This window comes from Streptomyces sp. NPDC002784, from assembly GCF_053592135.1.
The window spans coordinates 1-25,068 of the sequence record NZ_JBSFVD010000035.1 but is presented as its reverse complement, the minus strand read 5'-3'; the positions used below and the strand labels follow the sequence as shown (position 1 = coordinate 25,068).

Here is a 25,068-nt window from a genome sequence, read left to right as displayed (position 1 = left end):
TGCCCCGCTTACGGGTTGGTCCCGACGATCTTCGGGATGGTGCTGGTGCCCGCGACCTTGACCGCGTAGTTGCCCTTGAAGGTGGGCTTGGTGGCGGTGGTGACCACGGTGCCGCAGCCGGAGGCGGAGGTGACGGACAGGTCGCCGCTGACGCTGGCGACCGCGAGGATGCCGCTGGAGTTGGTGTAGGTGGCGGTGGCCTTGCCCTGCACGTTGAACACGCAGGCGCCGGCGGTCACCTTCGCCTTGACGTTGCCGATGTAGCCCTTGGTCACGCCGGTGGAGGCGGTGTAGTCCTGGGCGACGACGGTCCAGGGAGTGGTCGCGATGGTCGTGACGTTGCCCAGGACACTGGTGCACGGTGAGGTGCTGGTGCCGAAGTTGATGGCGTTGATGGTGGCCACCGTCGCGGGGTTGCCGGTCGCGCTGGCCATCGTGCCCGAGGCGCTGGACGTCGTACACGTCATCGGGATGTTGGCGGTCAGCACGATGTTCCCGCTGTTGGTCGCCGCGAAGCTGGCCGGTGACGGGGTGACCGTCCAGACCGTGGAGGGGACGGCCGAGGCGGGGGCGACGGCCATGCCGAAGGCGGCGGTGCCCGCGCCCGCCACGACGGCGATTCTTGTCAGATGTTTCTTCATGAGGTGAGGGCTCCCTTGTGAATTGACCGGCAGAAGGGGATCGCGCCCGTGACCGTGGGTGGAAGAACGGGCGGTCCGCGGCTCGTGAAATATCGACCGCGAGCCATGACGTTACTTGCGGGAAACTTAGGCGAACAATGGCGTCGGCCATGATTCTTTGAAGAAGTGAAAATCCCTGTTCCTCAGGTGAGCAGTCTGAAGTCCGGCTTTATTCACCCGGTGCTAAGGGCGGCGTCCCCGGCGGGTCGGCGCCGGGCCGCGCGGGAGGGGCCGAATTGTGTACCCCGGCCCCCGTTCGGGTCCGCATTGCTCACCGAGTGCCAAGGAAAGGTCCCGTATTTGTCGCCGTGCTGACAAAGTTGCGGTGGCCGGACCGAATTCTTCGGGAAACTCGGATCCTTCTCTTGCCTCCTCAGGTTACTCGGCCGTAGCGTGCCGAATGCGGCGCTGATCTCCTGGTGGGTGCCCCCCATGTCGAGGAGGCGCGACGGATGACTTCCGGCCTTGCCCTCCTTCAAGACGGACATCCGCCGGCAGGGCCGTGTGGCTCCCCACCCCCCGGGGAGCCGCGCGGCTCTGCCCCGCACCCGGCAGACAAAGTCCGCGACGGGCTGTGTCTGCGCGGTGACAAAGAAAGAAGAGGGCGGCGGAGCCCGGCGCCCCGCCTGTTGTCAGGGAACCGTGCACCGGCTTAACGTGCGCTCCGCGGTGCACACGGCCGCACCCTCTTGGGAGGTGATATGGGAATCGAAGTGGTGGTCGAGGGTCTCACCAAGTCATTCGGCAGGCAGAAGATCTGGCAGGACGTGAGTCTCGCTCTGCCGGCCGGAGAAGTCAGCGTCATGCTCGGTCCGTCCGGCACCGGAAAGACCGTGTTTCTCAAGTCGCTCATCGGACTGCTGAAGCCGGAGCGCGGCCGTGTGCTCATAGACGGCGTCGATATGGTGAACAGTCCTGAGCGAGATGTTTACGAGACCCGGAAAAAATTCGGCCTCATGTTCCAGGACGGCGCCCTCTTCGGTTCCATGTCCCTCTTCGACAACATCGCCTTTCCGCTGCGCGAGCACACCCGGAAGAAGGAGTCCGAGATCCGCCGCATCGTCATGGAGCGGATCGAGGTCGTCGGGCTGCTCGGCGCCGAGGGCAAACTGCCGGGGGAGATCAGCGGCGGCATGCGCAAGCGGGCCGGACTCGCCCGCGCGCTCGTGCTCGACCCGCAGATCATCCTGTGCGACGAACCCGACTCCGGGCTCGACCCCGTCCGCACCGCCTACCTCTCCCAGTTGCTGATCGACCTGAACGCGCAGATCGACGCGACGATGCTGATCGTCACCCACAACCTCGACATCGCCGCCACGGTCCCCGACAACATGGGCATGCTCTTCCGGCGCGAACTGGTCACCTTCGGCCCGCGTGAGGTGCTCCTCACCAGCGAGGAACCGGTCGTGGCGCAGTTCCTGGCCGGCCGCCGCGAGGGCCCGATCGGGATGTCGGAGGAGAAGGACGCCGCCACTCTCGCCGCTGAGGCCGCGGCACCGAGGGGCGCGGACGCCGACCGACCGCGTGAGATCATCCCGCAGCTGGAGCCGTCCCCCGGACTTCCGCCGCGCCGCGCCGCCGCCCGGCGCCGGGAGCGGGTCCTGGGCATGCTCGACCGGCTGCCGCCCGCCGCCCGCGCCGCCATCGAGCGCACGTACGCCGCCGGCGGTGCACCCGGCGCACCCGGTGCGCACGGCACCACCGCGGCGCCGCTCCCGATGCCGGCCACCGGGAGCGGCGCATGATCACCGGCGCCCTGCGCCAGACCGGCCGGCTCTTCGCGCTCGCCGCCGAGGTGGCCCGCGCGATCTTCCGACGCCCTTTCCAGTTCCGGGAGTTCGTCGAGCAGTTCTGGTTCATCGCCAGTGTCACGATCCTGCCCGCGGCGCTGGTCTCGATCCCGTTCGGTGCCGTGATCGCCCTCCAGGTCGGCTCGCTCACCCAGCAGCTCGGCGCCCAGTCCTTCACCGGCGGTGCCAGCGTGCTGGCCGTCGTCCAGCAGGCCAGTCCGCTCATCGTCGCCCTGCTCATCGCGGGCGCGGCCGGCTCCGCGATCTGCGCCGACCTCGGCTCGCGCACCATCCGCGAGGAATTGGACGCCATGGAGGTCATGGGCGTCTCACCCGTGCAGCGCCTGGTGGTGCCCCGCGTCCTGGCCACCATGGGCGTCGCGGTCCTCCTCAACGGCCTGGTCTCCGTGGTCGGCATCCTCGGCGGCTACGCCTTCAACGTCTTCCTCCAGGACGGCACCCCCGGTGCCTACCTCTCCAGCTTCTCCGCCCTCGCCCAGCTGCCCGACCTCTACGTCAGCGAACTCAAGGCGCTGGTCTTCGGGTTCATCGCCGGCGTCGTCGCCGCCTACCGGGGTCTCAACCCGGGCGGCGGCCCCAAGGGCGTCGGCGACGCCGTCAACCAGTCCGTCGTCATCACCTTCCTGCTGCTCTTCTTCGTCAACATGGTGATGACGGGCGTCTACCTCCAGCTCGTACCGCCGAAGGGAGGCTGAGGTCCGTGGCCTCCCCGCTCGTCTGGCTCGACCGCTCCGGCGACCAACTCCTGTTCTACGTACGCTCCCTGCTCTGGATCCCGCGCACCCTGCGCCGGTACCTCAAAGAGGTGCAGCGCCTGCTCGCCGAGGTCGCCTTCGGCACGGGCGGCCTCGGGGTCATCGGCGGCACCGTCGGTGTGATGATCGCGATGACCCTGTTCACCGGGACCGTCGTCGGACTCCAGGGGTACGCGGCCCTCGACCAGATCGGCACCGCCGCCTTCACCGGATTCGTCTCCGCGTACTTCAACACCCGCGAGATCGCCCCGCTCGTCGCCGGACTCGCCCTCTCCGCGACCGTCGGCGCCGGCTTCACCGCCCAGCTCGGCGCCATGCGCATCAACGAGGAGGTCGACGCCCTCGAAGGCATGGGCATCCGCTCCCTGCCCTACCTGGTCACCACCCGCATCATCGCCGGCGTCGTCGCCATCATCCCCCTCTACGCGATCGGGCTGCTCTCCTCCTACCTGGCCTCCCGCTACGTCACGGTCCTCTTCAACGGCCAGTCCCGGGGCACCTACGACCACTACTTCAACCTGTTCCTGTCACCCACGGACGTGTTGCTCTCCGTCCTGAAGGTGCTGATCTTCAGCGTCATGGTGATCGTCGCCCACTGCTACTACGGCTACCGCGCCTCCGGCGGTCCGGCCGGCGTCGGCGTCGCCGTCGGCCGGTCGGTGCGCAACGCGATCGTGCTGATCAGCGTCACCGACTTCTTCCTGTCGCTGGCCCTGTGGGGCGCCACCACGACCGTGAAGGTGGCGGGGTGACATGACCGCAGTGCACACGGCACGAGGCGCGACCGTGCGCCGCCGGCTCGCCGGAGTGGTCTTCCTGGTGGTCCCCGCCCTGCTGGTGTGGCTCGCGGTCGCCGTCTACGACAAGCGGTTCACCGACTCCGACCCGGTGGTCGTGGAGACCGGCAGCGTCGGCAACGAGATGCACCGGGGCGCCGAGGTGAAGCTGCGCGGCGTCGTCGTCGGAGAGGTCCGCGAGATCGAACCGACCCACGACGGCGCCCGGCTCACCCTCGCCCTGCGGCCCGGCGCCCTCGGTGACATACCGGCCGACGTGCGCGCCCAGATGCTGCCGACCACCCTGTTCGGCGAACGCTTCGTCGCCCTCGTCCCGCCCGTGTCGCCCTCCTCGCGCCCACTGGCCGCCGGTGCCGTCATCCCGCAGGACCGCTCCGCGAACGCCGTCGAACTCCAGCAGGTGCTGGACAACGTGCTGCCCCTGCTCACCGCCGTCCAGCCGCAGAAGCTCTCCGCCACCCTCTCCGCCGTTTCCCAGGCCCTGGAGGGACGCGGTGACCGGCTCGGCGAGACCCTCACCCTCCTCGACTCCCACCTGCGCGAGTTCAACCCCCACCTGCCCACCCTCAACCGCGACCTGAAACAGCTCGTGAAGGTCAGCCATGTCTACGCCGACGCCGCCCCGGACCTCCTCACCGCCCTCACCGATTTCACCACCACCAGCGGCACCCTGGCCGAGAAGGAGAGCGAGCTGGCCGGCACCCTCGGCGCCACCACCAGGACCGCCGAGGACATGACCGCGTTCCTGCGGCAGAACAAGGGCAACATCATCCGGCTCTCCGCCTCCTCCCGGCCCACCCTGGAACTGCTCGCCGAGTACTCCGCGGCCTTCCCCTGCACCCTGCGCACCCTCGCCGACTTCGTCCCCGCCATGGACAAGGCCCTCGGCAAGGGGACCGACCGCCCCGGCCTGCGCGTCGACGTCACCACCGTGCCCTCGCGCGGCGCCTACCGCCCCGGCACCGACACCCCCTCCTACGGCGCCGGCGGCGGCCCCCGCTGCTACCCCGTGCCCTACCTCGGCGTCGCCGCCCGGCCGGCCGTACAGGTGCCCGCGGCGGCCGGGCAGGACCTGGGGCCGGCCAACTCCCCGCAGGAGAACGACCTCGTCAACGAACTCCTCGCACCCGCCACCGGCAAGGCCCCCGCCGACCTCCCCGAGTGGAGCAGCCTCCTCGCGGGACCGGCGCTGCGCGGCACGGAGGTGACCCTGCGATGACGCCACGGCACACCGCCGACACCCGGCGCACGGCCCACACCCGCCGCCGGCCGCTGACCGGACCGCTGCTGAAGTCCCTCGCCTTCCTGGTGGTCACCGCACTGGCCACGACCGTCCTCGGGCTGAGCGTCTCCGGCACCGGCGTCGGTGACGACAGCCTCACCTACAAGGCGCTGTTCACCGACGCCACCGGAGTCACCGACGGCGACAGCGTCCGCATCTCCGGCGTCGAGGTCGGCGAGGTCACCGGTGTTCGCGTCGTCGACCGGCGCACCGCGCAGGTCACCTTCACCGTCCGCGACGACCGCACCCTGCCCGCGTCGACCACCGCCGCCGTGAAGTACCTCAACTTGGTCGGGCAGCGCTACATCGCCCTGGACCGGGGCAGCGGCGACCTCACCGGCGCCCTCGGCGCCGGCGACACCATCCCCCTCGACCGGACCGCCCCCGCGCTCGATCTGACCCTGCTCTTCAACGGCTTCAAGCCGCTCTTCGAGGGACTCTCCCCGAAAGACGTCAACGAACTCGCCGGCTCCATCGTGCAGGTCCTCCAGGGCGAGGGCGGCACCGTCGACAGCCTCATCCGGCACATCGGCTCCGTCAGCACGACGGTCGCCGCCAAGGACGAGGTCATCGGCGAGGTGGTGAAGAACCTCAACACGGTCCTGACCACCCTCAACGACCGCGAAGCCGACTTCGACGACCTCGTCGACACCCTCCAGAAGCTCGTCACCGGCTTCAACGACGACCGGAAGCCCCTGGGCAAGGCCGTCGCCGCCATGGGCGACCTGACCACCGTCACCGCCGACCTCCTCGAAGAGGGACGCGCCCCCCTGAAGAAGGACATCCGCGAACTGGGGCGGCTGTCCGGCAACCTCGGCGACGCCACCCCGCAGATCGAGGACTTCCTCGACCGGACCCCCGCCAAGCTGACCGCGCTGGGCCGCCTGTCCTCCTACGGTTCCTGGTTCAACCTCTACCTCTGCGAGGCCCGCGTGGACGGCGTCACCACCTCCACCGGCGCGAAGCCGCCCACCGGCATCGCGGTCACCGAAGCGAGGTGCGGCGCATGACCCTGCTGCAGCGGCCCGCACGCCGCGACACCCCGGCCCCCGGGCGCTCCCGCCCGCCGCGCCTGAAACCGGTCAAGGACCGCGACCCGATCGCCGTGGCCCTGGTCGGCCTGCTCCTGCTGGCCCTGCTCACCGTCTTCGCCTACAACGCCGACCGGTTCTCCCTCACCGGCGGCGGCACCACCTACACCGCCGACTTCACCGAGGCCGCCGGGCTCGACGAGGGCGACGAGGTGCGCGTCGCCGGCGTCAAGGTCGGCGAAGTGACCGGCGTGGCCCTCGACGGCGACCGGGTGAAGGTCACCTTCGAGGTGGAGGACGCCTGGATCGGCGACCGGACCACCGCCGCGATCGCCATCAAGACCCTGCTCGGCGACAAGTACCTGGCCCTCGACCCGCTCGGCACCGCGGAACAGGACCCCGGCCACCGCATCCCGCGGACCCGGACCACCTCGCCGTACGACGTCACCCAGGCGTTCCAGGACCTCAGCTCCACCGTCGACGCCATCGACACCCAGCAGCTCGCCAAGAGCTTCGAGACGATCTCGGAGACCTTCGAGAACTCGCCGCCGCGCGTCCGCAAGGCCGCCACCGGACTGTCCGACCTCTCGCGCACCGTCTCCAAGCGCGACGGCGAACTGTCCGAACTCCTCAAGGGCAGCGCACAGTTCACCAAGACGCTGAAGGACAAGAAGTCCAGCTTCGAAACCCTCATCGAGGACGCCGGGCCCCTGCTCGGGGAGCTGAAGGACCGCCGCGACGCCATCACCGCCCTGCTGGAGGGCAGCCGCGACCTCGGCACCGAACTGACCGGACTGGTGGAGGACAACGAGAAGCAGCTCGGGCCGACGCTGAAGGCGCTCGGCCGCGTCACCACCGTCCTGGAGGAGAACAGCACCCAGCTCGACCGGACGCTCGCCCTGGTCGGCCCCTACTACCGGCTCGTCGGCAACACCCTCGGCAACGGCCGCTGGTTCGACAGCTACCTGTGCGGGGTGGTACCCCGCGACTACCTGCCCGCCCAGTCCCAGCCCAAGACGTCGTGCATGCCGCCCAAGCAGCCGGCGGCGGCTCCGGGGAGCGGTGAGTGACGTGAGCAAGCGCAGCAAACTCCTCGCGACCGCGATCGCCCTCGCCGTGGTCGCCGCCGGACTCGCCACCGTCCGCGCCCTGGACCGCACGGGCACCCGCGTCACCGCCTACTTCGACCGCGCGGTCGGCATCTACGCGGGCTCCGACCTGCGTATCCTCGGCGTCCGCGTCGGCGAGGTCGCATCGGTCCACCCCCAGGGCACCCGGGTACGGGTCGAGCTGGCCCTGGACGACGGCGTACGCGTGCCGAAGTCGGCGCGGGCCCTGGTGGTCGCGCCGAGCGTCGTCGCCGACCGCTATGTCCAGCTCACCCCGGCCTACCGCTCCGGCCCCGCCCTCGCCGACGGCGCCGTCCTGCCCGCCTCCCGCAATCGCACCCCGGTCGAGATCGACCAGCTCTACGCCTCGATCACCGACCTCAGCAAGGCTCTCGGGCCGGACGGGGCCAACTCCTCCGGCGCCCTGTCCGACCTGCTGAAGACCGCAGCCGCCAACCTCGACGGCAACGGCGAGGCCATCGGCGAGGGTATCGAGGAGTTCGGCAAGGCCACCAAGACCCTCGACGGGGCCGGCGACGACCTGTTCGCCACCCTCAGCAGCCTCCAGACCTTCACCACGATGCTGGCGGAGAAGGACACCGACGTGCGCACCGCCCAGGAGCGGCTGGACACGGTCGTCGGCTACTTCGCCGACAACAAGGACGACCTCGCGGGCGCACTGGAGGAACTCGGCACCGCGCTCGGCCAGGTGAAGACCTTCATCAAGGACAACCGGGGCGAGCTGAAGGAGAACGTCGAACGGCTCGTCCCGATCACCCAGACCCTGGTCCGTCAGCGCACCTCGCTGGCCGAGGCCCTGGACGTCGCACCGCTCGCCGCCGACAACCTCGTCGGCGCCTACGACCCCGACACCGGCATGATCGACGGCCGCGCCAACCTCAACGAGATCAGCATGGGCGGACCGCTGCTGCCCCTGCCGGCCACCGGCGGCTCGGCGACCTCGGGCACGGGGAAGGGGGAGCGGTGAAGAGCGTCGTGCGACGCCGGGGAAGGGCGTCCGAGCCGGCGGACTCCACGGACGCGGACCAGGTGGAGACCGCCGAGGCGGACCGCGTCGAGGTCCCGCACGGCACCGTACGGCGGCGGGTGCTCGGTGCCGGAGCCGCCACCGGCGCCGGGATCGGCGGGCTCCTCGCCCTCGGCCTCGGTTTCTTCCTCGCCCTCGGCGCGTTCTCCGTCACCGTCCCGCGTTTCGACGGTATCGAGGACCTGCCCCTGCCGGGCGGCGCCGACCTCGGCCCGCACCCCTACACCGTCACCGCCGAACTGGACGACGCCCTCAGCCTGGTGCCGCACGCCGCGGTCAAGGTCAACGACGTCGCCGTGGGCCGGGTCACCGGCATCCGCCTCGACGGCGACACGTGGTCGGCCCGGGTCACCATGGAGATCAACGGCGACATCGAACTGCCCCGCGACGCCGGCGCCCGCCTGGAGCAGTCCAGCCTGCTCGGCGAGAAGTACGTCCAACTGGTCGCGCCGGCCACGTCGTCCGCCGCGGGCACACTCGGTGACGGCGGTGTCATCCCGCTCTCCCGCACCGGCCGCAACACCGAGGTCGAGGAAGTGTTCGGCGCCCTGTCCCTGCTGCTCAACGGCGGCGGCGTCAACCAGCTCAAGACCATCACGCGGGAACTCAACAAGGCCCTCGACGGACGCGAACCCGAGGTGCGCTCCGTGCTGAAACGGGTGGAGAAACTCGTGGCGAACCTCGACGACCACCGCGGTGACATCACCGACGCCCTCGACGGCGTCAACCGGCTCGCCGCGACCCTCGCCGGCCGCGAGGACGACGTACGCACCGTCGTGACCGACCTCTCGCCCGGCCTGAAGACCCTGCACGAACAGCGCGGCTCCCTGCTGACCATGCTGCGCTCCCTGGACACGCTCTCCGAGGTCGCCGTCTCCACCGTCGAAGCGAGCAAGGACGACATGGTCGCCGACCTCAAAGCCATCGCCCCCACCCTCAAGGCCCTGGCCGACGCGGGGACCGATCTGCCCGACTCCCTCCAGGTGCTGCTCACCTACCCGTTCACCGACGAGGTGCTGAACGGCGTCAAGGGCGACTACCTCAACGTGTACCTGAACATGACCGCCGCACCGGGCACCCAGGTGATCCCGCCCCTGGTACCGCGGAGCACCCCCTCGCCGACCGCCACGGCGCAGAGCGAACGGGACACCGCCGCACCCCGGAAGCGGTCGGACACCGGGGCCCCGGCCTCCCCGTCGGCACCGCTGCCCCTGCCCTCCGTGCCGACACCCACCCACGAACCCGGGGACGGAGGCACACACGGATGATCACCCTCGCCGTACGCCTGAAGAACCTCGCCTTCCTCCTCGTCGCCGTCCTCGCCCTCGGCTTCCTCGGCATCCGCTATGCCGACCTCGGCAGGTACGTCGGTATCGCCGACCACTACACGGTCGAGGTCGAACTCCCGCGCACCGGAGGGCTGTTCACGCACTCCGACGTCACCTACCGGGGTGTTTCGGTGGGCCGGGTCGGCCGGATCGACCTCACCGCCGACGGGGTGGTCGCCCAGCTGCGCATCAAGAAGTCCGCGCCTCGCATCCCGGCCGACACGCGGGCCGTGGTCGCCGGGCTCTCCGCGGTCGGCGAGCAGTACATCGACCTGCGGCCCGAGAGCGACGCCGGTCCCTACCTCGCCGACGGCAACCGGATCGAACAACTCGACACGGAGGTGCCCGCTCCCGTCACCGACGTCCTCACCAGCGTGAACGACCTCACCAGGTCCGTGCCGCTGGAGGATCTGCGCACGGTCGTCGACGAGTTCGGCAAGGCCTTCGAGGGGCACGGTGACGACCTTCAGGTGCTGCTGGACAACGGCAGCGCCTTCATCGAGGCCGCCGACCGCAACCTGCCCGCCACCACCCGCCTGCTCACCGACGGCGAGACCGTACTGCGTACCCAGGCCGAGGAGGCGGAGGCCATCCGCAGCTTCGCCGACGGCGCCACGGAGCTGGCCCGCACCCTCAAGGGCTCCGACGCCGACCTGCGCCGGCTGCTGACCGTCACACCCGATGCCGCCACGCAGGTCAGCGGAGTGCTGCGGGACCTGGACCCCAGCCTGGGCGTGGTTCTCGCCAACCTGCTCACCACCTCCGAGGTCGCCGTCACCCGGCAGCGCGGCATCGAGGAACTCCTCGTGACGTACCCGGCGGCCGTCTCGGCCGGCGCCACCGCCGTCGACGGAGGAACGATGAAACTCGGCCTGGCCGTCACCTTCTTCCAGCCCCTGCCCTGCACCGACGGCTACGGCGGGACCCGGTACCGCACCGGCCTGGACCTCGGTACCGCACCGGCCCTCAACACCGGCGCCTCTTGCACGGCCCCGGCCGCGAGCGGGGTCAACGTACGAGGGTCCGCCAACGCGCCCCGGGGCGGCGCCGTACCCGACCCGGCCAAGCCCGGCTCCCTGCCCTCGGGCAGTACGGGCAGCACCGCTTCGACCCCGGCCGAGTCCTCCGCAGCCCTGCCGGGCGCGCTGGCCCTGCCGGACACGGGCGGCGCGCGGGTGGCCGGTCTGCCGGGGCTGCTCGGCGCGGACGCGGAGGCGGGCCGGTGAAGCGGGGGCGCGCCCTGACGGGCGCCGGACTGGCACTGGCGCTGGCATTCTGCGGCACCGGGGCGTGGACGTACGCCCAGGCGCGGGGTGACGACTCCCTCGCGTACGGCCGTGAACGCGACGAGGCGCTGGCCGACGGACGCGAGCGGCTCGCCGTCCTCAACACCCTCGACGCCTCGTCGCGGGAGCGGGCGCGGGACGGCATCCAGGACTGGCGCGCCGCCTCGACCGGTCCGCTACGGGACGAACTGGGCAACACCGCTCCCAAGAAGGGTGCTTCGGCGCGGGGCACGGTCACGGAGGCCGCGCTCACCTCCCTGGACACCCGCGCGGGCACCGCCAAGCTCGTCGCGACCGTACGCGTCGAGGTCACGCCCGCCGGAGCGAAGACGCCGACCACGGACCGCAAGCGCCTGGAGGCGGTCCTGGCCCGCACGGGCGAGGGGGAGTGGAAGGTCAAGGCACTGAGCGCGGTACCGCTCGCGCGGACGGCGGAGGAGGACGAGAGCCGATGACACGGCTGCTGCACCTCGGACGGTCCCGGCCCTCCACCGGCCCGGGCGACGGTACGTCCGGCGAACGGGAGGGGGACGGCGTGGGTCCCGGGCCCGGAGCCGACTCCGGCACGGGTACAGGCAGCGGTGCAGGCACCGGAGGCACCGGCACAGACAGCGGCACCGACGCCGGCGCGGAACCCGGAACCGATGAGCGGCCCGGTGCCGACGCGGACGCCGAGCCCGGCCGGGCAGCCCCGCCCGAGGAGCCGCCCCGGGCCCGTGGCGACGGCCGGCGCCCGCGTGTCCCAGCCAGGCGCCTCGTCACCGCGCTGGGCGCGGCCCTGCTCGTCCTCGCCGGCTGCGGCTTCTTCTACGGCGCCCACCAGCTCAGGTCCGCCCCCTCGGCCGAGAACCACGCCCTGACCGACGCCGAGGCGACCACCCGCGTCGCCGGAGACGTCGGCAACGGCCTCGCCCGCGTCTTCTCGTACACGCCGGACGGTCTGGAGGCCACGGAGCGCGCGGCGCGGTCCGTGCTCGCGGGGCGGGCGGAACGCCAGTACACGGAACTCATGGGCCGGATCCGCGCGGACCTGGCCGAGCAGCGCGTCACCCTGAGCACCCAGGCCGTACGCACCGCGGTGATCGAACTCGACGGTGACAGTGCGCGGTTGCTGGTCTTCCTCGACCAGATCTCGCACCGAGGCACGGCAGGCACCACCTCCGCGGCGGCCCAGCTCACGGTCACCGCGCACTGGCAGGAGGACCAGTGGCGGATCGTCGACATCAGGTCCCGCTGAGCGGGCGCGGGAAGAGGGGAGCACAGATGAAAGGCGCGACCAGCGCATCGGCCCGGCTCCGGGCGCTGCCCGTCACGGCCCTGGCCCTCGCCCTCGCGCTGGTCGCGGGCGGCTTCGCCGGGTGGGCGGGCTGGGACTGGTACGACGCGGCTCACGACGACACCGTCGCGTACGCCGAGCAGCGCGACGCGGCCCTCGCCGCCGGTGAACAGGCCGTCCAGAACCTCAACACCCTCGACCACCGCAGCATCGACCGGGGCCTGGACCTCTGGGAGTCCTCCACCACCGGTGAACTCCACGAACAACTGGTCTCCGGGCGGGACGAGTTCGCCACGCAGGTGAGGACCGCCAAGACCGTGACCACGGCGAAGGTGCTCTCCGGCGCGCTCACCGAACTCGACGACCGGGCCGGCCGGGCCCGGGTGCTGGTCGCGCTGCGCGTGACGGTGAAGGCGCCCGGCGACGCGAGCACCGACAAGGACAGCCGCATGCTCGGCGAACTGACCCGCAGCGGCGGCCACTGGAAGCTCAGCGCCCTGGGCCAGGCCCCGGTGGGCGGCACGCCGGCCGGCTGACCGTCAGCAGGAGAGGACGACACCACGATGCCGACGACCCGCCACCATCTGAACAACGCACGCCGTCGCCAGGCCCGCGAGGCCCTCCGCGCCCCGGTCGCCACCGACGCCGCCCAGGGACGCGGGGAGCCGCGCGACCAGCCACCGCCCGCCCGCACCCGGCACACACCACGCCGCACAACGGCGATCACCCGGAACGCACCGTCCACGCCCGGCGAGGACACGGACCCACCGCGGAAGAAGACCCCACGGCCACGCGCCTCCCGCCGCGCATTCGCGGCCCTCTGTCTGCTCACCCTCCTCCTCGGTGGCTTCGCCGGCTGGGCGCACGCCCGCGCCGAAGCCCTCCGGGACGCCCCGGCCGCCCGCAACACCGCCCTCTCCGACACCGCCCGCACCAGCGAGATCAAGGGCCAGTCCACCAAGGCCGTCGCCGCGCTCTTCTCGTACGACCATGCCGACCCCGACGCCCTCGACGAGGCCGCGAAGCAATGGCTGACGGAACGCGCCGTCGCCCAGCACCGGAAGCTGTTCGGCGACATCCGCACGCAGGCCGACCAGCAGAAGGCGGTGATCACCACCACGGTCACCGACAGCGCGGTCGAGCGCATCGACGGCGACCGGGCTCGCGTACTGGTCTACGCCGACCAGAGCAGCGTCAGCACCGCGGGCGACAAGAAGGCCGAGGACGACGGCACCTACGCCGGGGCGATGCTCGCCGTCGACGTCCAGCGACGTGACGGTCGTTGGCTCGTCTCGGGCATCGACACCTTCGGCCGCTGAACCCGTACGCGCCTCACCACCAGGGAGTGACCGACCATGCCCGAACAGCGCGCCCGACGTGTACCCGCCCGGACCCGGCAGGGTCTGCGGACCACCGCCGTCGCCGTGACCGCGGTGGCGGCGCTCACCGCCTCCCAGGCCCCCGGACTCTCGCGGGAGGAGCGCGCCCGTCCGGCCGCCGCCGACCACCCCGCTCCCGCCGCAGACCTCCCGTACACCGAGCTCGCCCCGCCCGACGACGGTTCGTACCACACCGAACTACCGCCGCTGGTCTCCCCGGACGTCCCGCCGCGCCCCGCGCACGCCGCCCAGGCGCGCGCCCAGGCCGGCATCCCGGGCACCGTGCTGCGCGCCTACCGCGCGGCGGAGAGGTCCGTCGGCCGGACGGATCCCGGTTGCAAGCTGCCCTGGGAACTGCTCGCGGCCATCGGCAAGGTGGAGTCCGGTCAGGCGCGCGGCGGCGCGGTCGACCGGCACGGCACCACGCTCGGCCGGATCACCGGTCCGGCACTCGACGGCAGGAACTTCGCCCTGATCCTGGACAGCGACGGCGGCGTCCACGACGGCGACACGGTGTACGACCGCGCGGTGGGGCCGATGCAGTTCCTGCCGTCGACCTGGGCCCGCTGGGGCGCGGACGGCAACGGTGACGGCCGCGGCGATCCCAACAACATCTTCGACGCGGCCCTCGCCGCCGGGCACTACCTGTGCGCCGGGGACCGCGACCTGAGCCGGACCGCCGACCTGGACCGGGCGGTCCTCAGCTACAACCACTCACGTTCCTACCTCACCCTGGTCCGCCACTGGCTGGACTTCTACCGCACAGGCGTGCACCCCCTGCCCGACGGCAAGGGCGTCGTTCCGGAGTCGCCAGGAGCCGGCGGTGTCACTCCGGCGACGGAGCCGGTCGACACGGACCGCGGCGGAGGCGACGGCAAGGGCGGTGACGCCGTCATCATCGGCCCCGGCCCCGAAACGCCCACCCCGTCCCCCTCTCCCGCGCGCCCGGTGCCGCCCGCGCCGTCACCCCGGCCGTCCCCGTCCACGACGGAACCGGGCCCCGCCCCCTCACCGGACCCCTCCCCGTCCGACTCCCCGACCCCGGACCCCTCGCCCACACCGACTCCCACCGACCCGTCCACGCCGACCCCAGACCCGTCCACGCCGACCCCCGACCCTTCCACGCCGCAGAACTGTCCCTCCGACCCGGTGAGTCCCTCTCCCGACACCGGCGCGTCGCCCACCCCCGATCCGGTCGCTCCCGGGGACGAACCGACCTGCCCGGCCTGAACCGGCCCGTCTCAAACCGTCCCCGGTCCCGGATCGCCCCTGTGAGTGCTTCGGGCCGGTCAGCCCCATTGAGCTATTCGTCGGGCCGGCGGCGCACGCGTCGGCTCAACCACGGCGGCGACCGTCAGGCGAACGCGGCCTTGCGCCGCATCGTGTTCACCGCCTGCGCTTCGATCCCCGCACCCAGGCGTACTACGAACGCCGCACCCAGGAGGGCAAGACCCGACGTGGGATCATCCGATGCCTCAAGCGGTATGCCGCCCGAGAGGTCTTCAACCTGGTCAGGACGGTATCCAGCGTCCCCCCGTTATACGGGCGTCTGCCCGTAGGCGCCGCTGCCCGGTGTCTCCGTCACCAACGTCCAAACCGTCCGGGGTGGCAGGACCTTCCGGAGCAGAGGACGGTCGAGGAGATGGCGTACTGAACGAAGTTTCGAAGGAGGGCATGAACACCGTGTCGCCGGGCACAAGGGCTATCGCACCAAGGTCTTGGCATTCGGAGCTGGTCGGGATCTACCCACCAAGGGACGAACTCAGGCCCTTGTGAAGCTCATACGCACACGCGCCTGAGCCGGAATTGACGATGGGGTTTAAAATGATCATTCTTGGGCTTATTCTGCTGATCATCGGTCTGCTTGTCGGCATGGGTCTGCTGACGACGATCGGTGGCATCCTCATTCTGGTTGGCGTCATCCTGTGGATCCTGGGTGCGACCGGTCGCGCGGTCGGTGGACGCAAGCACTTCTTCTAAAGCCGGGACGCCTCACCAACTCTCTAGACAGTTGGGAACCCCGTGGGCGGGGCCGTGCGCCGACCCCGCCCTGTCTCGTTGGCGATGAGTTTGTTCTGAGCCGGGCCCTGCCCGCCGGTCGTCGAGCGCAGAGCCTGGCTGCGGGGTGAGGCGGATGCTGCCGCTTTGGTACAGGAAGCGACGGGCGTGCTGCATCGGTGCCCGAAGTGCCCGCCCGATCAAGCTGAACCCCGTGCAGGAGCGCCTGGGGCGCAGGGTGGAACGGACTCCGGACCACGCTGCGCTCGGGCCCGTCCAGGAGGAGCGCGTCGTGCACGACGCCGATGCCGCTCTGCACGTCGTCGGGGGTGTGCCCCGGGGAAGCATCCCAGGAGGCGGTTGCGGTGAGGGCGCGGGTCACCGGGGTGTTTCAGTACGCCGAGGACGGGGGGCGAAGTGCTCCGTGGTCAGAGCTGGTCCGGGTTCCGCCGGGGCGAGACCTGTGATCAGCACGCGGCCTGCTCCGAGCCGTTCGGCGTCGTCGCTGTACGTGTCGAGGGCGTGGGTGCCCCGGTCGTCGCTGCCGGGGTAGTGCGGGGGGCGGGCGGGTGCGTCGGCCAGCCCGGCTCGCAGGTGGGCCAGGAAGCGGTCCTTCTGCGGCCAGTCGGCACTGACGACGGCTGCCTGGCTCGCTACGTAGTTGTAGCCGTTGTTGTGCAGCTTCCGGGTGGCGATGTGCTCGGCCTGGTAGCGCAGGTCCGCCTCGGACCAGCCGCCCGGCAGCACGATCATGGGGGAGACCCCGCCCAGTTCGCTGGTGGCCGGCTTGTCGAGCAGCGGTGTGCCCGCCTTCTTGGGGCCGGCGCCCTCGGTACCCGTACCGAAGACGATCGCGTCATGGGTCGCGGCGCTGCCGGTCGTGTGGACGTGGCGGACCTTCGGGTGGTGCACCAGGTACGTCCCGACGTCGGCAGCCGGGGTCTGGCCAAGTCCGGGAGCCCTACCCGTCCACTCGTGCTCGCCAACAACGGGACCCCGGGCCACCTTGGACTGCGTGGACACGTGATCTGTCAACGCGCGGCGTGTCCAAGCCGCCGCACAGGTGATTGACGCCGTAGCCGACGAACTGCTCGACGGAGTGCGTGGCCAACTCGACTCCACGGCGGCTGCGATCTGTTCCCCCCGTTCGCGCGGGATCTGCCGTGCCGGGCGTGTCCCCACTTCCGGACTTCCGGTCTTGCATCCGGACCCCGCCGCACTGCAACCACCTGGGTGATGTGGATCGCCGTCGCCGCTTCGCCCAACTCCCTTCGACCGCGCATCCCATGGCTCACAACGGGCCGTGATCGATAGGCTGGGAAGGTCGAAGCTTGGGAGGATCCGGCAGTGTCGTTGAGCTACTACGTGTACATCTCCGACAGCAAGGTCGACATGCTGTTGCCGCAGATCGACCCCGGGTTCGGGGCCAAGCGCCAGACGGAGGTAGGCGTGAACCTCTCCGTGCTGTCGGCGAAGCGCACCACCGAGGGCCCGCCGAACGACCGGATCACCCGTCTCGAGGCGGTCGTCCGGTACCTCCGCGACCACGGTGACCTCGGCACAGTGGACGCACCGGGCCAGTACTTCTGGGGCTCGCTGCGGATGCGCTGGGGCTCGTTCCGCGATGACCCCGCGTCCTCCCTGGTGTTCTTCGGCGGACGCAGCGAGGACACCGTCGTCGCCCTGGGCGGCTCGTACCGGCACGTGTACGACTACGTGCCGGACGCAGAGGCCCACGGCGTGGGGCGCTCGATGATGTCCTCCATGCTCGACGGCCTCGGGATCACCTCCGACCTGGAGGACGAGTACGTCGCCGACGCGGTGGACGGCGACCTCGACCGCGTCGATCGCGCGGCGCTGGGCCGCGTTGAGCGGGCCGTTGCGCGACTGCGCTGGCCGGCGCAGAACGTCGAGTTCGTTGCGAAGCGGCTGCTGCACGGCGAAAGCCCGGACGGCACCGGTACGTCGGTGCTGCTCGGAACACCTCTGTACGCCGCCGTGGTGGACTGACGCCGATGGCCACCTGGCGCCGCGGCGACGTCATCCTGGACCTGTACGAGGTCCTGGATGTGGTGCGCTCCGGCGGCCTCGGACTGGTGCACCGGGTCCACCACCGCGGCTGGGACATCGACCTGGCGGTGAAGACCCCGCGCCCGGCCGTCGTCCGCTCGCCGGACGGAATCGGGGACTTCGAGCGGGAGGCGGAGGTGTGGGTGGGGCTGGGCCTGCACCCGCACATCGCCAACTGCGTCTACGTGCGCACCCTGGAGGACGTGCCCAGGGTCTTCGCCGAGTGGGCCGACGGCGGCAGCCTCGCTGAAGCCGTCCGTAACCGGACCCTGTACGGCGACGATCCCCTCGCGACGCTGCTGGACGTCGCGATCCAGTCCGCCTGGGGTCTGGACCACGCGCACGAGAACGACGTCGTGCACCAGGACGTCAAGCCCGCCAACGTGATGCTGACCCGGGACGGCACGGTCAAGGTCACCGACTTCGGCCTGGCACGGGCCCGCACGGCCGGGGACGCGGAGCCGTTCGTCAGCTGGGGCGGACTTGACCCCGCCTACTGCTCGCCCGAGCAGGCACGGTCACCGTCCGGGCTCACCCCGGCCACGGACGTCTGGTCCTGGGCGGTCACCGTGTTCGAAATGCTCCTGGGCAGGCCGCCGGTGCGGGACGGGACCACCGCAGGCGACGCCTTCGAGGACTACACCCGGTCCCAGACGCCGGGCGCGATCGAGCGGGTGCCGGTCGAGATGCTGGACGTACTGCGCGAGTGCTTCGCGAAGGACCCCGCCGCACGCCCGTCCCGGCTCGGCCCGCTCGCCGAGCGGCTGGTCGAGGTGCACCGGCGCGAGGTCGGCCCCTATCCCCGCCATGCCCCGTCCGCGGCCACCCTGCTCGCCGACAGCCTCTCCAACCACGCGCTGTCCATGCTGGACCTCGGCCGCCGCGACAGCGCCGAGGAGCTGTGGTCCCGCGCCCTGCGGGCGGATCCCCACCACCCGCACGCCCGCTACAACCGCGGACTGCACCGCTGGCGGACGGGTGTGATCAGTGACGCGGAACTGGTGGACGAGCTGGAATCCGTGCGGTTCGGCGACCCCGACGACGGCACGTACCTGCTTGCGCTGGTGCACCGTGAGCGGGGCGACGCGCCGGCCGCGGCCGAACTGCTGCGGGACGCGTCCGCACGGATGCCCCACGATCAGCAGATCGCCGCCGCCCTCGCCTCGGTGCGGGACGTGCCCGCCCCGGCCCAGTTTGTGCTGCCCGGGGAACACGACGACTGGATCACCGCCCTCGCCCTGACCCCGGACGGCAGGACCGGAATCTCGGCGGACGGTTCTGGCGGGCTGCGGATCTGGGACCTGGCCACGGGGGAGTGCCGCCAGGAACTGCGGCTGGAGAACTACCGCGCCTCGGCACTCGCGGTCCGCGACGACGGACGCGTCCTGGTCGTGGGCGGCGGCATCGGGCGCGCGCTGGTGCTCGACCTCGAGGCCGCCACCGGGTTCGAACTCCCCGGCCACCCCAGCTGGGTGCTCGCGGTCGCGCTGACGCAGGATCAGCGGCACGCGGTCACCAGCGGGTACGAGGGGGAGGTCGTCACCTGGGACCTGGAGACCGGCGAACCCGTGGAGGTCCGGCAGTTCGAGAGCAAGGCCGACTTCCTGGGCGCCCGGGGCACCCTGTGCTGCGCCGTCGACCACACGCGCCGGACGAGCTCGGTGTACGACGTCCGCACGGGCGCACTGGTCCACCGGTTCGACCACGCCTGCCTGAGCGTGCGGTTCACCGACGACGGCCGACTCGTAGCGGTCACCGGCGGGAGCGCCCACGTCCGGCTGGCCGACCTCGGCTCCGGTGACGCCTCACGGGTACTGAAGACCGAATACGGCCGGACAGCCCTGAACTCGGACGGCACGGTCGGCTTCTCCAGCGGCGGACGCGCCGAGCCGTCACGGGTGTGGGACCTCACCACGGGCCGCTGCCGCCTCTCCCTGGAGGCCGCACCCGACACCAAGGAGGTCGCGCTGAGCGCGACCGGGCACCGCGCGCTCACCGCCGAGGGCAAGACCGTGCGCGCATGGCACCTGCCGCCCGCCGGACCACCGGCCCCGTGGAGCTACGTCCGCCCCCACCAGGCCAGGGACGTCACCGCCGCTGCCGCCCGAGCAGCCGAACTGCTGGACCACGCGGCCACGCACGGCGCAGCCGGACGGCTGGAGGAGGCGGCCGAACTGATCCGCGCCGCCCGCGCACTGCCCGGCCACCGGCGCCACACCGAGCCCGTACGCCTGTGGCGCCGACTCGGTGCCCTCGGCCGCCGTACCGCACTCGTCGACGCCTGGTCCGCGGGCCGGATCGCCCCCGACGACGACCGGTCCTGGGCCCTGGAACTCAGCGGGCGCAGCCCCACCGCCCTCGCCCGCGCAGGGAACTCCGAAGCCTGGGTCTTCGACGTGGAGACCGGTCAGCTGCTGCACACGCTCAGCCTGCACACCGGCCACCTCAGTGCCCTGGCGATGACCGCCGACGGCCGGCTCGCCGTCTCCGGGGGCGAGGACGGCCGGGTCGTCGCCTGGCAGCCCCGCGACAGGCGCATCGTCCAGCTGTTCACCAGCCCCCGCGACCACGTGTACTACGTCGCGGTCAGCGAGGACGGCCACGTGGCCCTCTCCGGGACCGCCGACGGCGTCGTCGCCGCCTGGGACATCCCCAGCGGCCGGTCCCTCGGACGCTGGGAGGCCCACCCCGGAGCCGTGCTGGATGTGGCCGTCAGCGCCGACCACCGTTACGGGCTCTCCCGCGGCCAGGACGTCACCGTGAAGATCTGGGACCTGCGCGCAGGCGAACTGCGCTGGGTGCTGGGCGGGCACGAGGAGTGGATCGGCGCCGCACGGCTGAGCGAGGACGGCCGCTACGTCGTCACCGGCGGCGCCGACGCGACCGTACGCCTCTGGCGGACCGCCGACGGACAGTGCGAGGCGGTGCTCACCGGACACACCGATGCCGTGGTCGACGTCCTGCCCGGCGCGGACGGCCGGCACCTGCTGTCCTGCTCCGCCGACGGCACCGTCCGGCTGTGGGACGTCGCCGCCGCCCGCTGCGTCCATGCGCTCACCGGACACACCGCCGCCGTGCGCAGCCTCGCCGTCACGCCGGACTTCCGGCTCGCGGCGTCAGGCGGCGAGGACCGCCAGGCACGGCTGTGGGACCTGACGGCCGGCCGGGAACTGCGGGCCTTCACCGGATTCTCGGACGCGGTCACCGATGTCGCGCTGGCCCCCGACGGCGCCCTGCTCCTGGCCGGCGACGAACGCGGCCGCCTGCTGACCTGGGCCCTGGACTGGGAGTACGACTTCGGCTCGGCGACCGGGGTGCTGCGCGCGGAGTCCGAGCCCGTGATCGAGGAACTGCGGGCCGAGGTCGCTGTCGAGCTGCCGTCCCGTGACGACAGCCGCCCGGCGCTCATCGAGGCGATGGCCCGCATCGGCGAGCGGCAGCGGCGCGCTGTCACCCGAACCCTGGAACTCGCCGCCGAACTGGACAAGGTCCCCTCCCGCAACGACACGGGCTATCGCCTCTACATGCACTTCGTGGCCGAGGACCTGGCGAGCCGGGAGCCCGACGAGACACCGGGCACGGCCGAGGCGCTCACGCTGCTGCTGAGACCGGAGGAAGAACTCAACCGGTCCGAGTCCTTCTGGGCCAACCATTTCGCCCACCAGCTCCAGGACGACCTCGTCACGCTCGCCGAGGCCGCCCCCCTCCTGCACAGCGAGGGCGATCCGGTCGCGGCCGAGCGGACCTGGCAGCTCGTCGTCGACGTGCGCTCCCACCTGTGGGACGCCGGGCACGTCGAGACCCAGCGCGCGATGCTCGGCTGGGCCTCGGTACTGATCGATCTGCGCCGGCAGACGGAAGCCCTGGCCCTGATCCGGGCGGTGACCGCGGAACGCGAACGGGACCTGGGACCGGGCCATCCGGCCACCCTGGAGGCGATCGCGGCACTCGCGTCCCTGCTCACCGACAAGGGCGAACTGGACGAGGCCGAGCGGATGTACGACATGCTGGTGCCCCAGCTCGTGAGGCGCCGCGGCCCCGACGACCTCCAGACCCTGGAGGCCCGGGTGGGGCTGGCCCGTGTGCACCGTCGGCTCGGACGGCACCGTGACGCGGCGCAGGCCCTGCGCGAAGTGCTGGCGAAACGGCGGCTGCGTCTGGGCGAGCACCACACGGACACCCTCGCCGTCCAGGCCGAACTGGACAGTCTGCCCGGGCCGGTACCGCCCAGGCCGACACGGAGGGGATGGAGGAGAGGGCGATGATTGCGGACCGGTCCAGCATCCGTGCCCTGATCACCGGCAAGGTGTTCATGCTGGAGGTCGGGGCGTACTTCCCCGTGAGCATGGCCTTGCGCGGTGATGTGTTCGAGGCCGTGTTCATGATGCGGGAGAGCGACCTCGGGCACCGCACCAGCGGGCCCTACTCGCCGGAGCGGCCCCCGCACGACGCGATGGGCTGGGCCCAGCTGCGGACGGGGATGGGCATGGCGGGCCACTTCCCCTCCTTCCGGATCGAGGCCGGCGGGCACTGGCCGCGTATCCACGTCGCCCTGTCGGGCACCTCCGTGCGCGGTCTGATCGTGATGCCGGAAGAGGTGACCGCGGAGGCGGTGAACGCGCCCTATCTCGGCAAGTGGCAGGACCAGATCTCCCTCAACGTACGGATCGGGCTGGACTACCTCGCCAACTGGCTGGGTTCCTGTCACCACCAGGCGGGCGGCACGGCACCGTCGATCGACCTCGACCTGTTCTACCGGCCGTTCGACTACGAGGCGCGTCTCGCCAGGTACGACCAGCCGATGCGTGAACTCATCCCTCCGGTGCGCCCGGTCCTCGAACTGCGTTGGCGCTCGGCGACCTCGGCCCAGCGCAGGGCCTTTGTGAAGAACCTGAAGGGCGCCCGCAAGAGCGGCTCCCGGTCCGACCCGCGCTGGAACTACAGACTCGGCGGCATCGAGGTGGAAGTGCCGCGCTGACACGGCGGTACACCCTCCCGGCCTTCGGCACCCGCACCGCGCGTCACACCGACGTCGGCTCCGCTGTCTCACGGCCGGAAATGACGCATCGTCAGCTCTGTCTCCGGCCCGCCCCTCGCCCCGCTCGTATGTACCGCAGCCGGACGAGCTACTGAGGTTTTCGGGTCGGGGTGACGTCATGGCGGTGTCGTGATCAGTCAGGTTTCGGCGGTGAACCCGTCGAGTAGGTCCGGCCGGTACTGCATCCGTTTGAGGCGGGTGCGGACCAGCCCAGCGAGGTCATCGATGCTGCACGGGGCGAGGTTGCCCAGGCTCTTCTTCAGGTGCGCCCAGACGCCCTCGGCCGGGTTGAGGTCGGGGGTGGAGGTCGGGAAGCGGAAGACTGTCAGCCACGGTCGCTTTGCGATCAGCTCGCGCATGGCGGCGTCGACGTGGTGGCTGTAGTTGTCCCAGACCAGCACGATGTTGCGCCGAGCTGATGGTGGGCGGCATCCAGCAGCGAGGCGAAGTCTCTCTCCCGAAAACCCTTCTTCTCACCTTTACGACCGTGGTGGACCAGCATCCGGAAGACCAGCCGGGTGCGCTGACCGCTCTTGCGGCAGACCAGGCCTGCCATGGAAATGCGGCCCGAACCCGCCGCCCGAACCGACCAGGGGCGGAGGGCCACGGCGGGACCAGGTGCACGCCTTCGGCGGCCGCAGCAGTTGCCCTGCCTCGTCCGCGAAACACAGCCAGGCATCCCGGTCCCTCACCGTCTTTCCACCCGCGGCCACGTCTCCTTGACCCACGTCGCCACGGCCTCTTCGTCGCGCTCGGCGGCCCGCCGCACCGGCGCCTGCACCGAAAAGCCCATCTGGTGCAAGATGCGCCAGGTCTGGGCCTGGCTGAAGCGGACGTGGAAGCGCCGGGCGATCACCGTGGCCACCCGGGCCAGGGTCCACCGCTGGTCCTCCATCCAGCCGTGCGCGGCCGGCCCCTTCTCCAGCTCCGCCGCCAGCCAAGCCCGCCACTCGGGCTTCATCCGAGACGGACACCCTGACGGCCCTTTGGTTTGGACTTCGACACTTTCGACGAGTCGGCGCTGATAGCTGAGATTATCCGCGATGGGCTCGGCTCTCAGGCGGTGAAGTCCCGGGCCGGCGTTCCGTTGCGCGCCGCATTCCTGGCGGCGGCGACCGATCTGGCGCTGGGCAACCGGCTTCGGGTGATCGACCGGGCCGGGGCGGGCACTGACCACGTCCACCTGGCCGCCGCCGCCCACCACGGCGTCACCGTCACCCAAACCCCGGGCTCCAACGCGACGGCGGTCGCGGAGTTCACCTTGGCCCAGATGCTTGCCCTGATCCGGAATCTCTCAGCCCACAACGAGGCCGCGCACCACGGCCGTTGGAGCCACCGGCCGCCCCCGCGGTCGAGCTGTCGGAGCTGACCCTGGGCGTCCTCGGGCTCGGCCGGATCGGCCAGGCCCTGGCCGAGCGGGCGGCCGCCCTCGGCATGACCGTCCAGGGCCTCTCCCGTCGCCCCGCAGGGACGGCGGTACGCCGAGCAGAGTCCCTTGGTGCCCTCCTTGCCAGCAGCGACGTAGTCTCCCTGCACCTCCCGCTCACCCCGCAGACCCGGGGAATGATCGGCCAGGCGGAACTGGCGCTGATGCTGCCTGGCTCGATCCTGCTGAACACCTCCCGGGGCGGAATCGTCGACGAGCAAGCCCTGGCTGACGCCCTACGCGACCCGGCACATCCCCTGGCAGCGGCCGCCGTCGACACCTTCTTCCATGAGCACGCCGCCTTCACCTCCCCGTTGCTCGGCCTGTCCAACGCCCTGCTCACGCCGCACGTCGCTGGGATGACCCGGCGCGCCATGGCCGAGGCCGCCGTCCGCTGCGCCGACCACATCGCAGCGCTGCTCGCTGGCCGCCCGGACGGTGTCCCCATGGCGACGCCGTGACGTCTACAGCGGGGCAGCTACCCGTGGTGGCAGACCGGCCGATGCCGTCAAGCCGGCGTACCTCACCAATCCCGCGTTCCGACGGGAACCGTGTTGGGGCTTTTCGGTCAGAGTCACCACGCCAAACAGTAACGGAACGCAGCATTCTCCCTTTTGCGCCGGGCGGATCGCCTCATGGTGTCCGCGTTCACCCCTTTAAGAGGTCGTCTCAATTGGCGAGGTCGGTAGCCTGGGTTCGTGCTGATCGTGGAACGCTTGGTGCCGGACGAGTTGTACGACCTCTTCCAGCGGGT

The 25,068-nt window shown here is 71.3% G+C and carries 22 protein-coding genes and 1 pseudogene; 20 read left to right on the top strand and 3 right to left on the bottom strand.

From position 1 onward, the window contains the following. Nucleotides 1-8: 8 nt before the first annotated feature. Nucleotides 9-641, bottom strand: a complete 633-nt coding sequence (locus ACWD1Z_RS33465) for a hypothetical protein (RefSeq protein WP_451124022.1) — start codon at nt 639-641, stop codon at nt 9-11. A 740-nt stretch (nt 642-1,381) separates the two neighbouring features. Between ACWD1Z_RS33465 and ACWD1Z_RS33460 the strand changes: the two genes are divergently transcribed. The 15 genes from ACWD1Z_RS33460 (at nt 1,382) to ACWD1Z_RS33390 (ending at nt 15,762) form a co-directional block, all read left to right on the top strand. Next, nucleotides 1,382-2,425, top strand: a complete 1,044-nt coding sequence (locus ACWD1Z_RS33460; protein WP_451124020.1) for an ABC transporter ATP-binding protein — start codon at nt 1,382-1,384, stop codon at nt 2,423-2,425. Beyond that, nucleotides 2,422-3,186, top strand: a complete 765-nt coding sequence (locus ACWD1Z_RS33455) for an MlaE family ABC transporter permease (RefSeq protein ID WP_389421450.1) — start codon at nt 2,422-2,424, stop codon at nt 3,184-3,186. Before ACWD1Z_RS33460 ends, ACWD1Z_RS33455 begins: the two co-directional genes overlap by 4 nt. A gap of 5 nt (nt 3,187-3,191) precedes the next feature. Next, nucleotides 3,192-3,998, top strand: a complete 807-nt coding sequence (locus ACWD1Z_RS33450; protein WP_383318273.1) for an MlaE family ABC transporter permease — start codon at nt 3,192-3,194, stop codon at nt 3,996-3,998. A gap of 1 nt (nt 3,999) precedes the next feature. Then, complete coding sequence (locus ACWD1Z_RS33445) at nt 4,000-5,262, top strand: MCE family protein (RefSeq protein ID WP_451124017.1); 1,263 nt, start codon at nt 4,000-4,002, stop codon at nt 5,260-5,262. After that, a complete protein-coding gene (locus ACWD1Z_RS33440) occupies nt 5,259-6,335 on the top strand; it encodes an MCE family protein (protein WP_451124015.1) in 1,077 nt (358 codons plus the stop codon). The genes ACWD1Z_RS33445 and ACWD1Z_RS33440 overlap by 4 nt, the downstream gene beginning before the upstream one ends. Next, a complete protein-coding gene (locus tag ACWD1Z_RS33435; RefSeq protein ID WP_451124013.1) occupies nt 6,332-7,426 on the top strand; it encodes an MCE family protein in 1,095 nt (364 codons plus the stop codon). Before ACWD1Z_RS33440 ends, ACWD1Z_RS33435 begins: the two co-directional genes overlap by 4 nt. A 1-nt stretch (nt 7,427) precedes the next feature. Then, nucleotides 7,428-8,453 carry an MCE family protein gene (locus ACWD1Z_RS33430; RefSeq protein ID WP_451124011.1) on the top strand — a complete coding sequence of 342 codons (1,026 nt, stop codon included), beginning with the start codon at nt 7,428-7,430 and terminating at the stop codon, nt 8,451-8,453. A gap of 119 nt (nt 8,454-8,572) precedes the next feature. Further along, nucleotides 8,573-9,781 (top strand): MCE family protein, encoded by a 1,209-nt coding sequence (locus ACWD1Z_RS33425; RefSeq protein WP_451124041.1) that lies wholly within the window; start codon nt 8,573-8,575, stop codon nt 9,779-9,781. Next, nucleotides 9,778-11,067 (top strand): MCE family protein, encoded by a 1,290-nt coding sequence (locus ACWD1Z_RS33420; RefSeq protein ID WP_451124009.1) that lies wholly within the window; start codon nt 9,778-9,780, stop codon nt 11,065-11,067. Before ACWD1Z_RS33425 ends, ACWD1Z_RS33420 begins: the two co-directional genes overlap by 4 nt. Then, on the top strand, nt 11,064-11,582 hold the full coding sequence (locus tag ACWD1Z_RS33415; protein WP_451124007.1) for a hypothetical protein: 519 nt from the start codon (nt 11,064-11,066) through the stop codon (nt 11,580-11,582). The genes ACWD1Z_RS33420 and ACWD1Z_RS33415 overlap by 4 nt, the downstream gene beginning before the upstream one ends. After that, the gene (locus tag ACWD1Z_RS33410; protein WP_451124005.1) at nt 11,579-12,364 is read left to right on the top strand and encodes a hypothetical protein; all 786 of its coding nucleotides are present in this window, start codon (nt 11,579-11,581) and stop codon (nt 12,362-12,364) included. Before ACWD1Z_RS33415 ends, ACWD1Z_RS33410 begins: the two co-directional genes overlap by 4 nt. A gap of 26 nt (nt 12,365-12,390) precedes the next feature. Beyond that, nucleotides 12,391-12,939, top strand: coding sequence for a hypothetical protein (locus ACWD1Z_RS33405; RefSeq protein WP_451124003.1), 549 nt, complete (start codon nt 12,391-12,393; stop codon nt 12,937-12,939). A 27-nt stretch (nt 12,940-12,966) separates the two neighbouring features. Continuing rightward, complete coding sequence (locus ACWD1Z_RS33400; RefSeq protein ID WP_451124001.1) at nt 12,967-13,722, top strand: hypothetical protein; 756 nt, start codon at nt 12,967-12,969, stop codon at nt 13,720-13,722. Nucleotides 13,723-13,758: 36 nt separating this feature from the next. Continuing rightward, nucleotides 13,759-15,012: a lytic transglycosylase domain-containing protein gene (locus ACWD1Z_RS33395; RefSeq protein WP_451123999.1), complete on the top strand. Its 1,254-nt coding sequence runs from the start codon at nt 13,759-13,761 to the stop codon at nt 15,010-15,012. A 594-nt stretch (nt 15,013-15,606) separates the two neighbouring features. Continuing rightward, nucleotides 15,607-15,762, top strand: a complete 156-nt coding sequence (locus ACWD1Z_RS33390; RefSeq protein ID WP_136327069.1) for a hypothetical protein — start codon at nt 15,607-15,609, stop codon at nt 15,760-15,762. A 396-nt stretch (nt 15,763-16,158) separates the two neighbouring features. Here the strand turns inward: ACWD1Z_RS33390 and ACWD1Z_RS33385 are convergent, their stop codons facing one another. Then, on the bottom strand, nt 16,159-16,692 hold the full coding sequence (locus ACWD1Z_RS33385; protein ID WP_451123997.1) for an aldehyde dehydrogenase family protein: 534 nt from the start codon (nt 16,690-16,692) through the stop codon (nt 16,159-16,161). A gap of 435 nt (nt 16,693-17,127) precedes the next feature. On the opposite strand from ACWD1Z_RS33385, the gene ACWD1Z_RS33380 reads away from it, so the two are divergent. Genes ACWD1Z_RS33380 through ACWD1Z_RS33370 form a run of 3 tightly spaced genes read left to right on the top strand, consistent with a single transcriptional unit; the run spans nt 17,128 to nt 22,828 of the window. Continuing rightward, the gene (locus ACWD1Z_RS33380; protein ID WP_356017363.1) at nt 17,128-17,790 is read left to right on the top strand and encodes a DUF7019 family protein; all 663 of its coding nucleotides are present in this window, start codon (nt 17,128-17,130) and stop codon (nt 17,788-17,790) included. Nucleotides 17,791-17,795: 5 nt separating this feature from the next. Then, entirely contained in the window at nt 17,796-22,115 is a 4,320-nt protein-coding gene (locus ACWD1Z_RS33375) for a protein kinase domain-containing protein (RefSeq protein WP_451123995.1), read from the top strand. After that, nucleotides 22,112-22,828 (top strand): hypothetical protein, encoded by a 717-nt coding sequence (locus tag ACWD1Z_RS33370; RefSeq protein WP_451123993.1) that lies wholly within the window; start codon nt 22,112-22,114, stop codon nt 22,826-22,828. Before ACWD1Z_RS33375 ends, ACWD1Z_RS33370 begins: the two co-directional genes overlap by 4 nt. Nucleotides 22,829-23,025: 197 nt before the next feature. On the opposite strand, the pseudogene ACWD1Z_RS33365 reads toward ACWD1Z_RS33370, so the two are convergent. Beyond that, nucleotides 23,026-24,008 (bottom strand): annotated as a pseudogene (locus ACWD1Z_RS33365) (IS630 family transposase). Here ACWD1Z_RS33365 and ACWD1Z_RS33360 point away from each other — a divergent pair. Together ACWD1Z_RS33360 and ACWD1Z_RS33355 are read left to right on the top strand one after the other, a co-directional pair. Continuing rightward, nucleotides 23,952-24,257: a hypothetical protein gene (locus ACWD1Z_RS33360; RefSeq protein WP_451123991.1), complete on the top strand. Its 306-nt coding sequence runs from the start codon at nt 23,952-23,954 to the stop codon at nt 24,255-24,257. The pseudogene ACWD1Z_RS33365 and the gene ACWD1Z_RS33360 overlap by 57 nt on opposite strands. Beyond that, nucleotides 24,215-24,775 (top strand): NAD(P)-dependent oxidoreductase, encoded by a 561-nt coding sequence (locus ACWD1Z_RS33355; RefSeq protein WP_451123989.1) that lies wholly within the window; start codon nt 24,215-24,217, stop codon nt 24,773-24,775. Before ACWD1Z_RS33360 ends, ACWD1Z_RS33355 begins: the two co-directional genes overlap by 43 nt. Nucleotides 24,776-25,068: the final 293 nt, after the last annotated feature.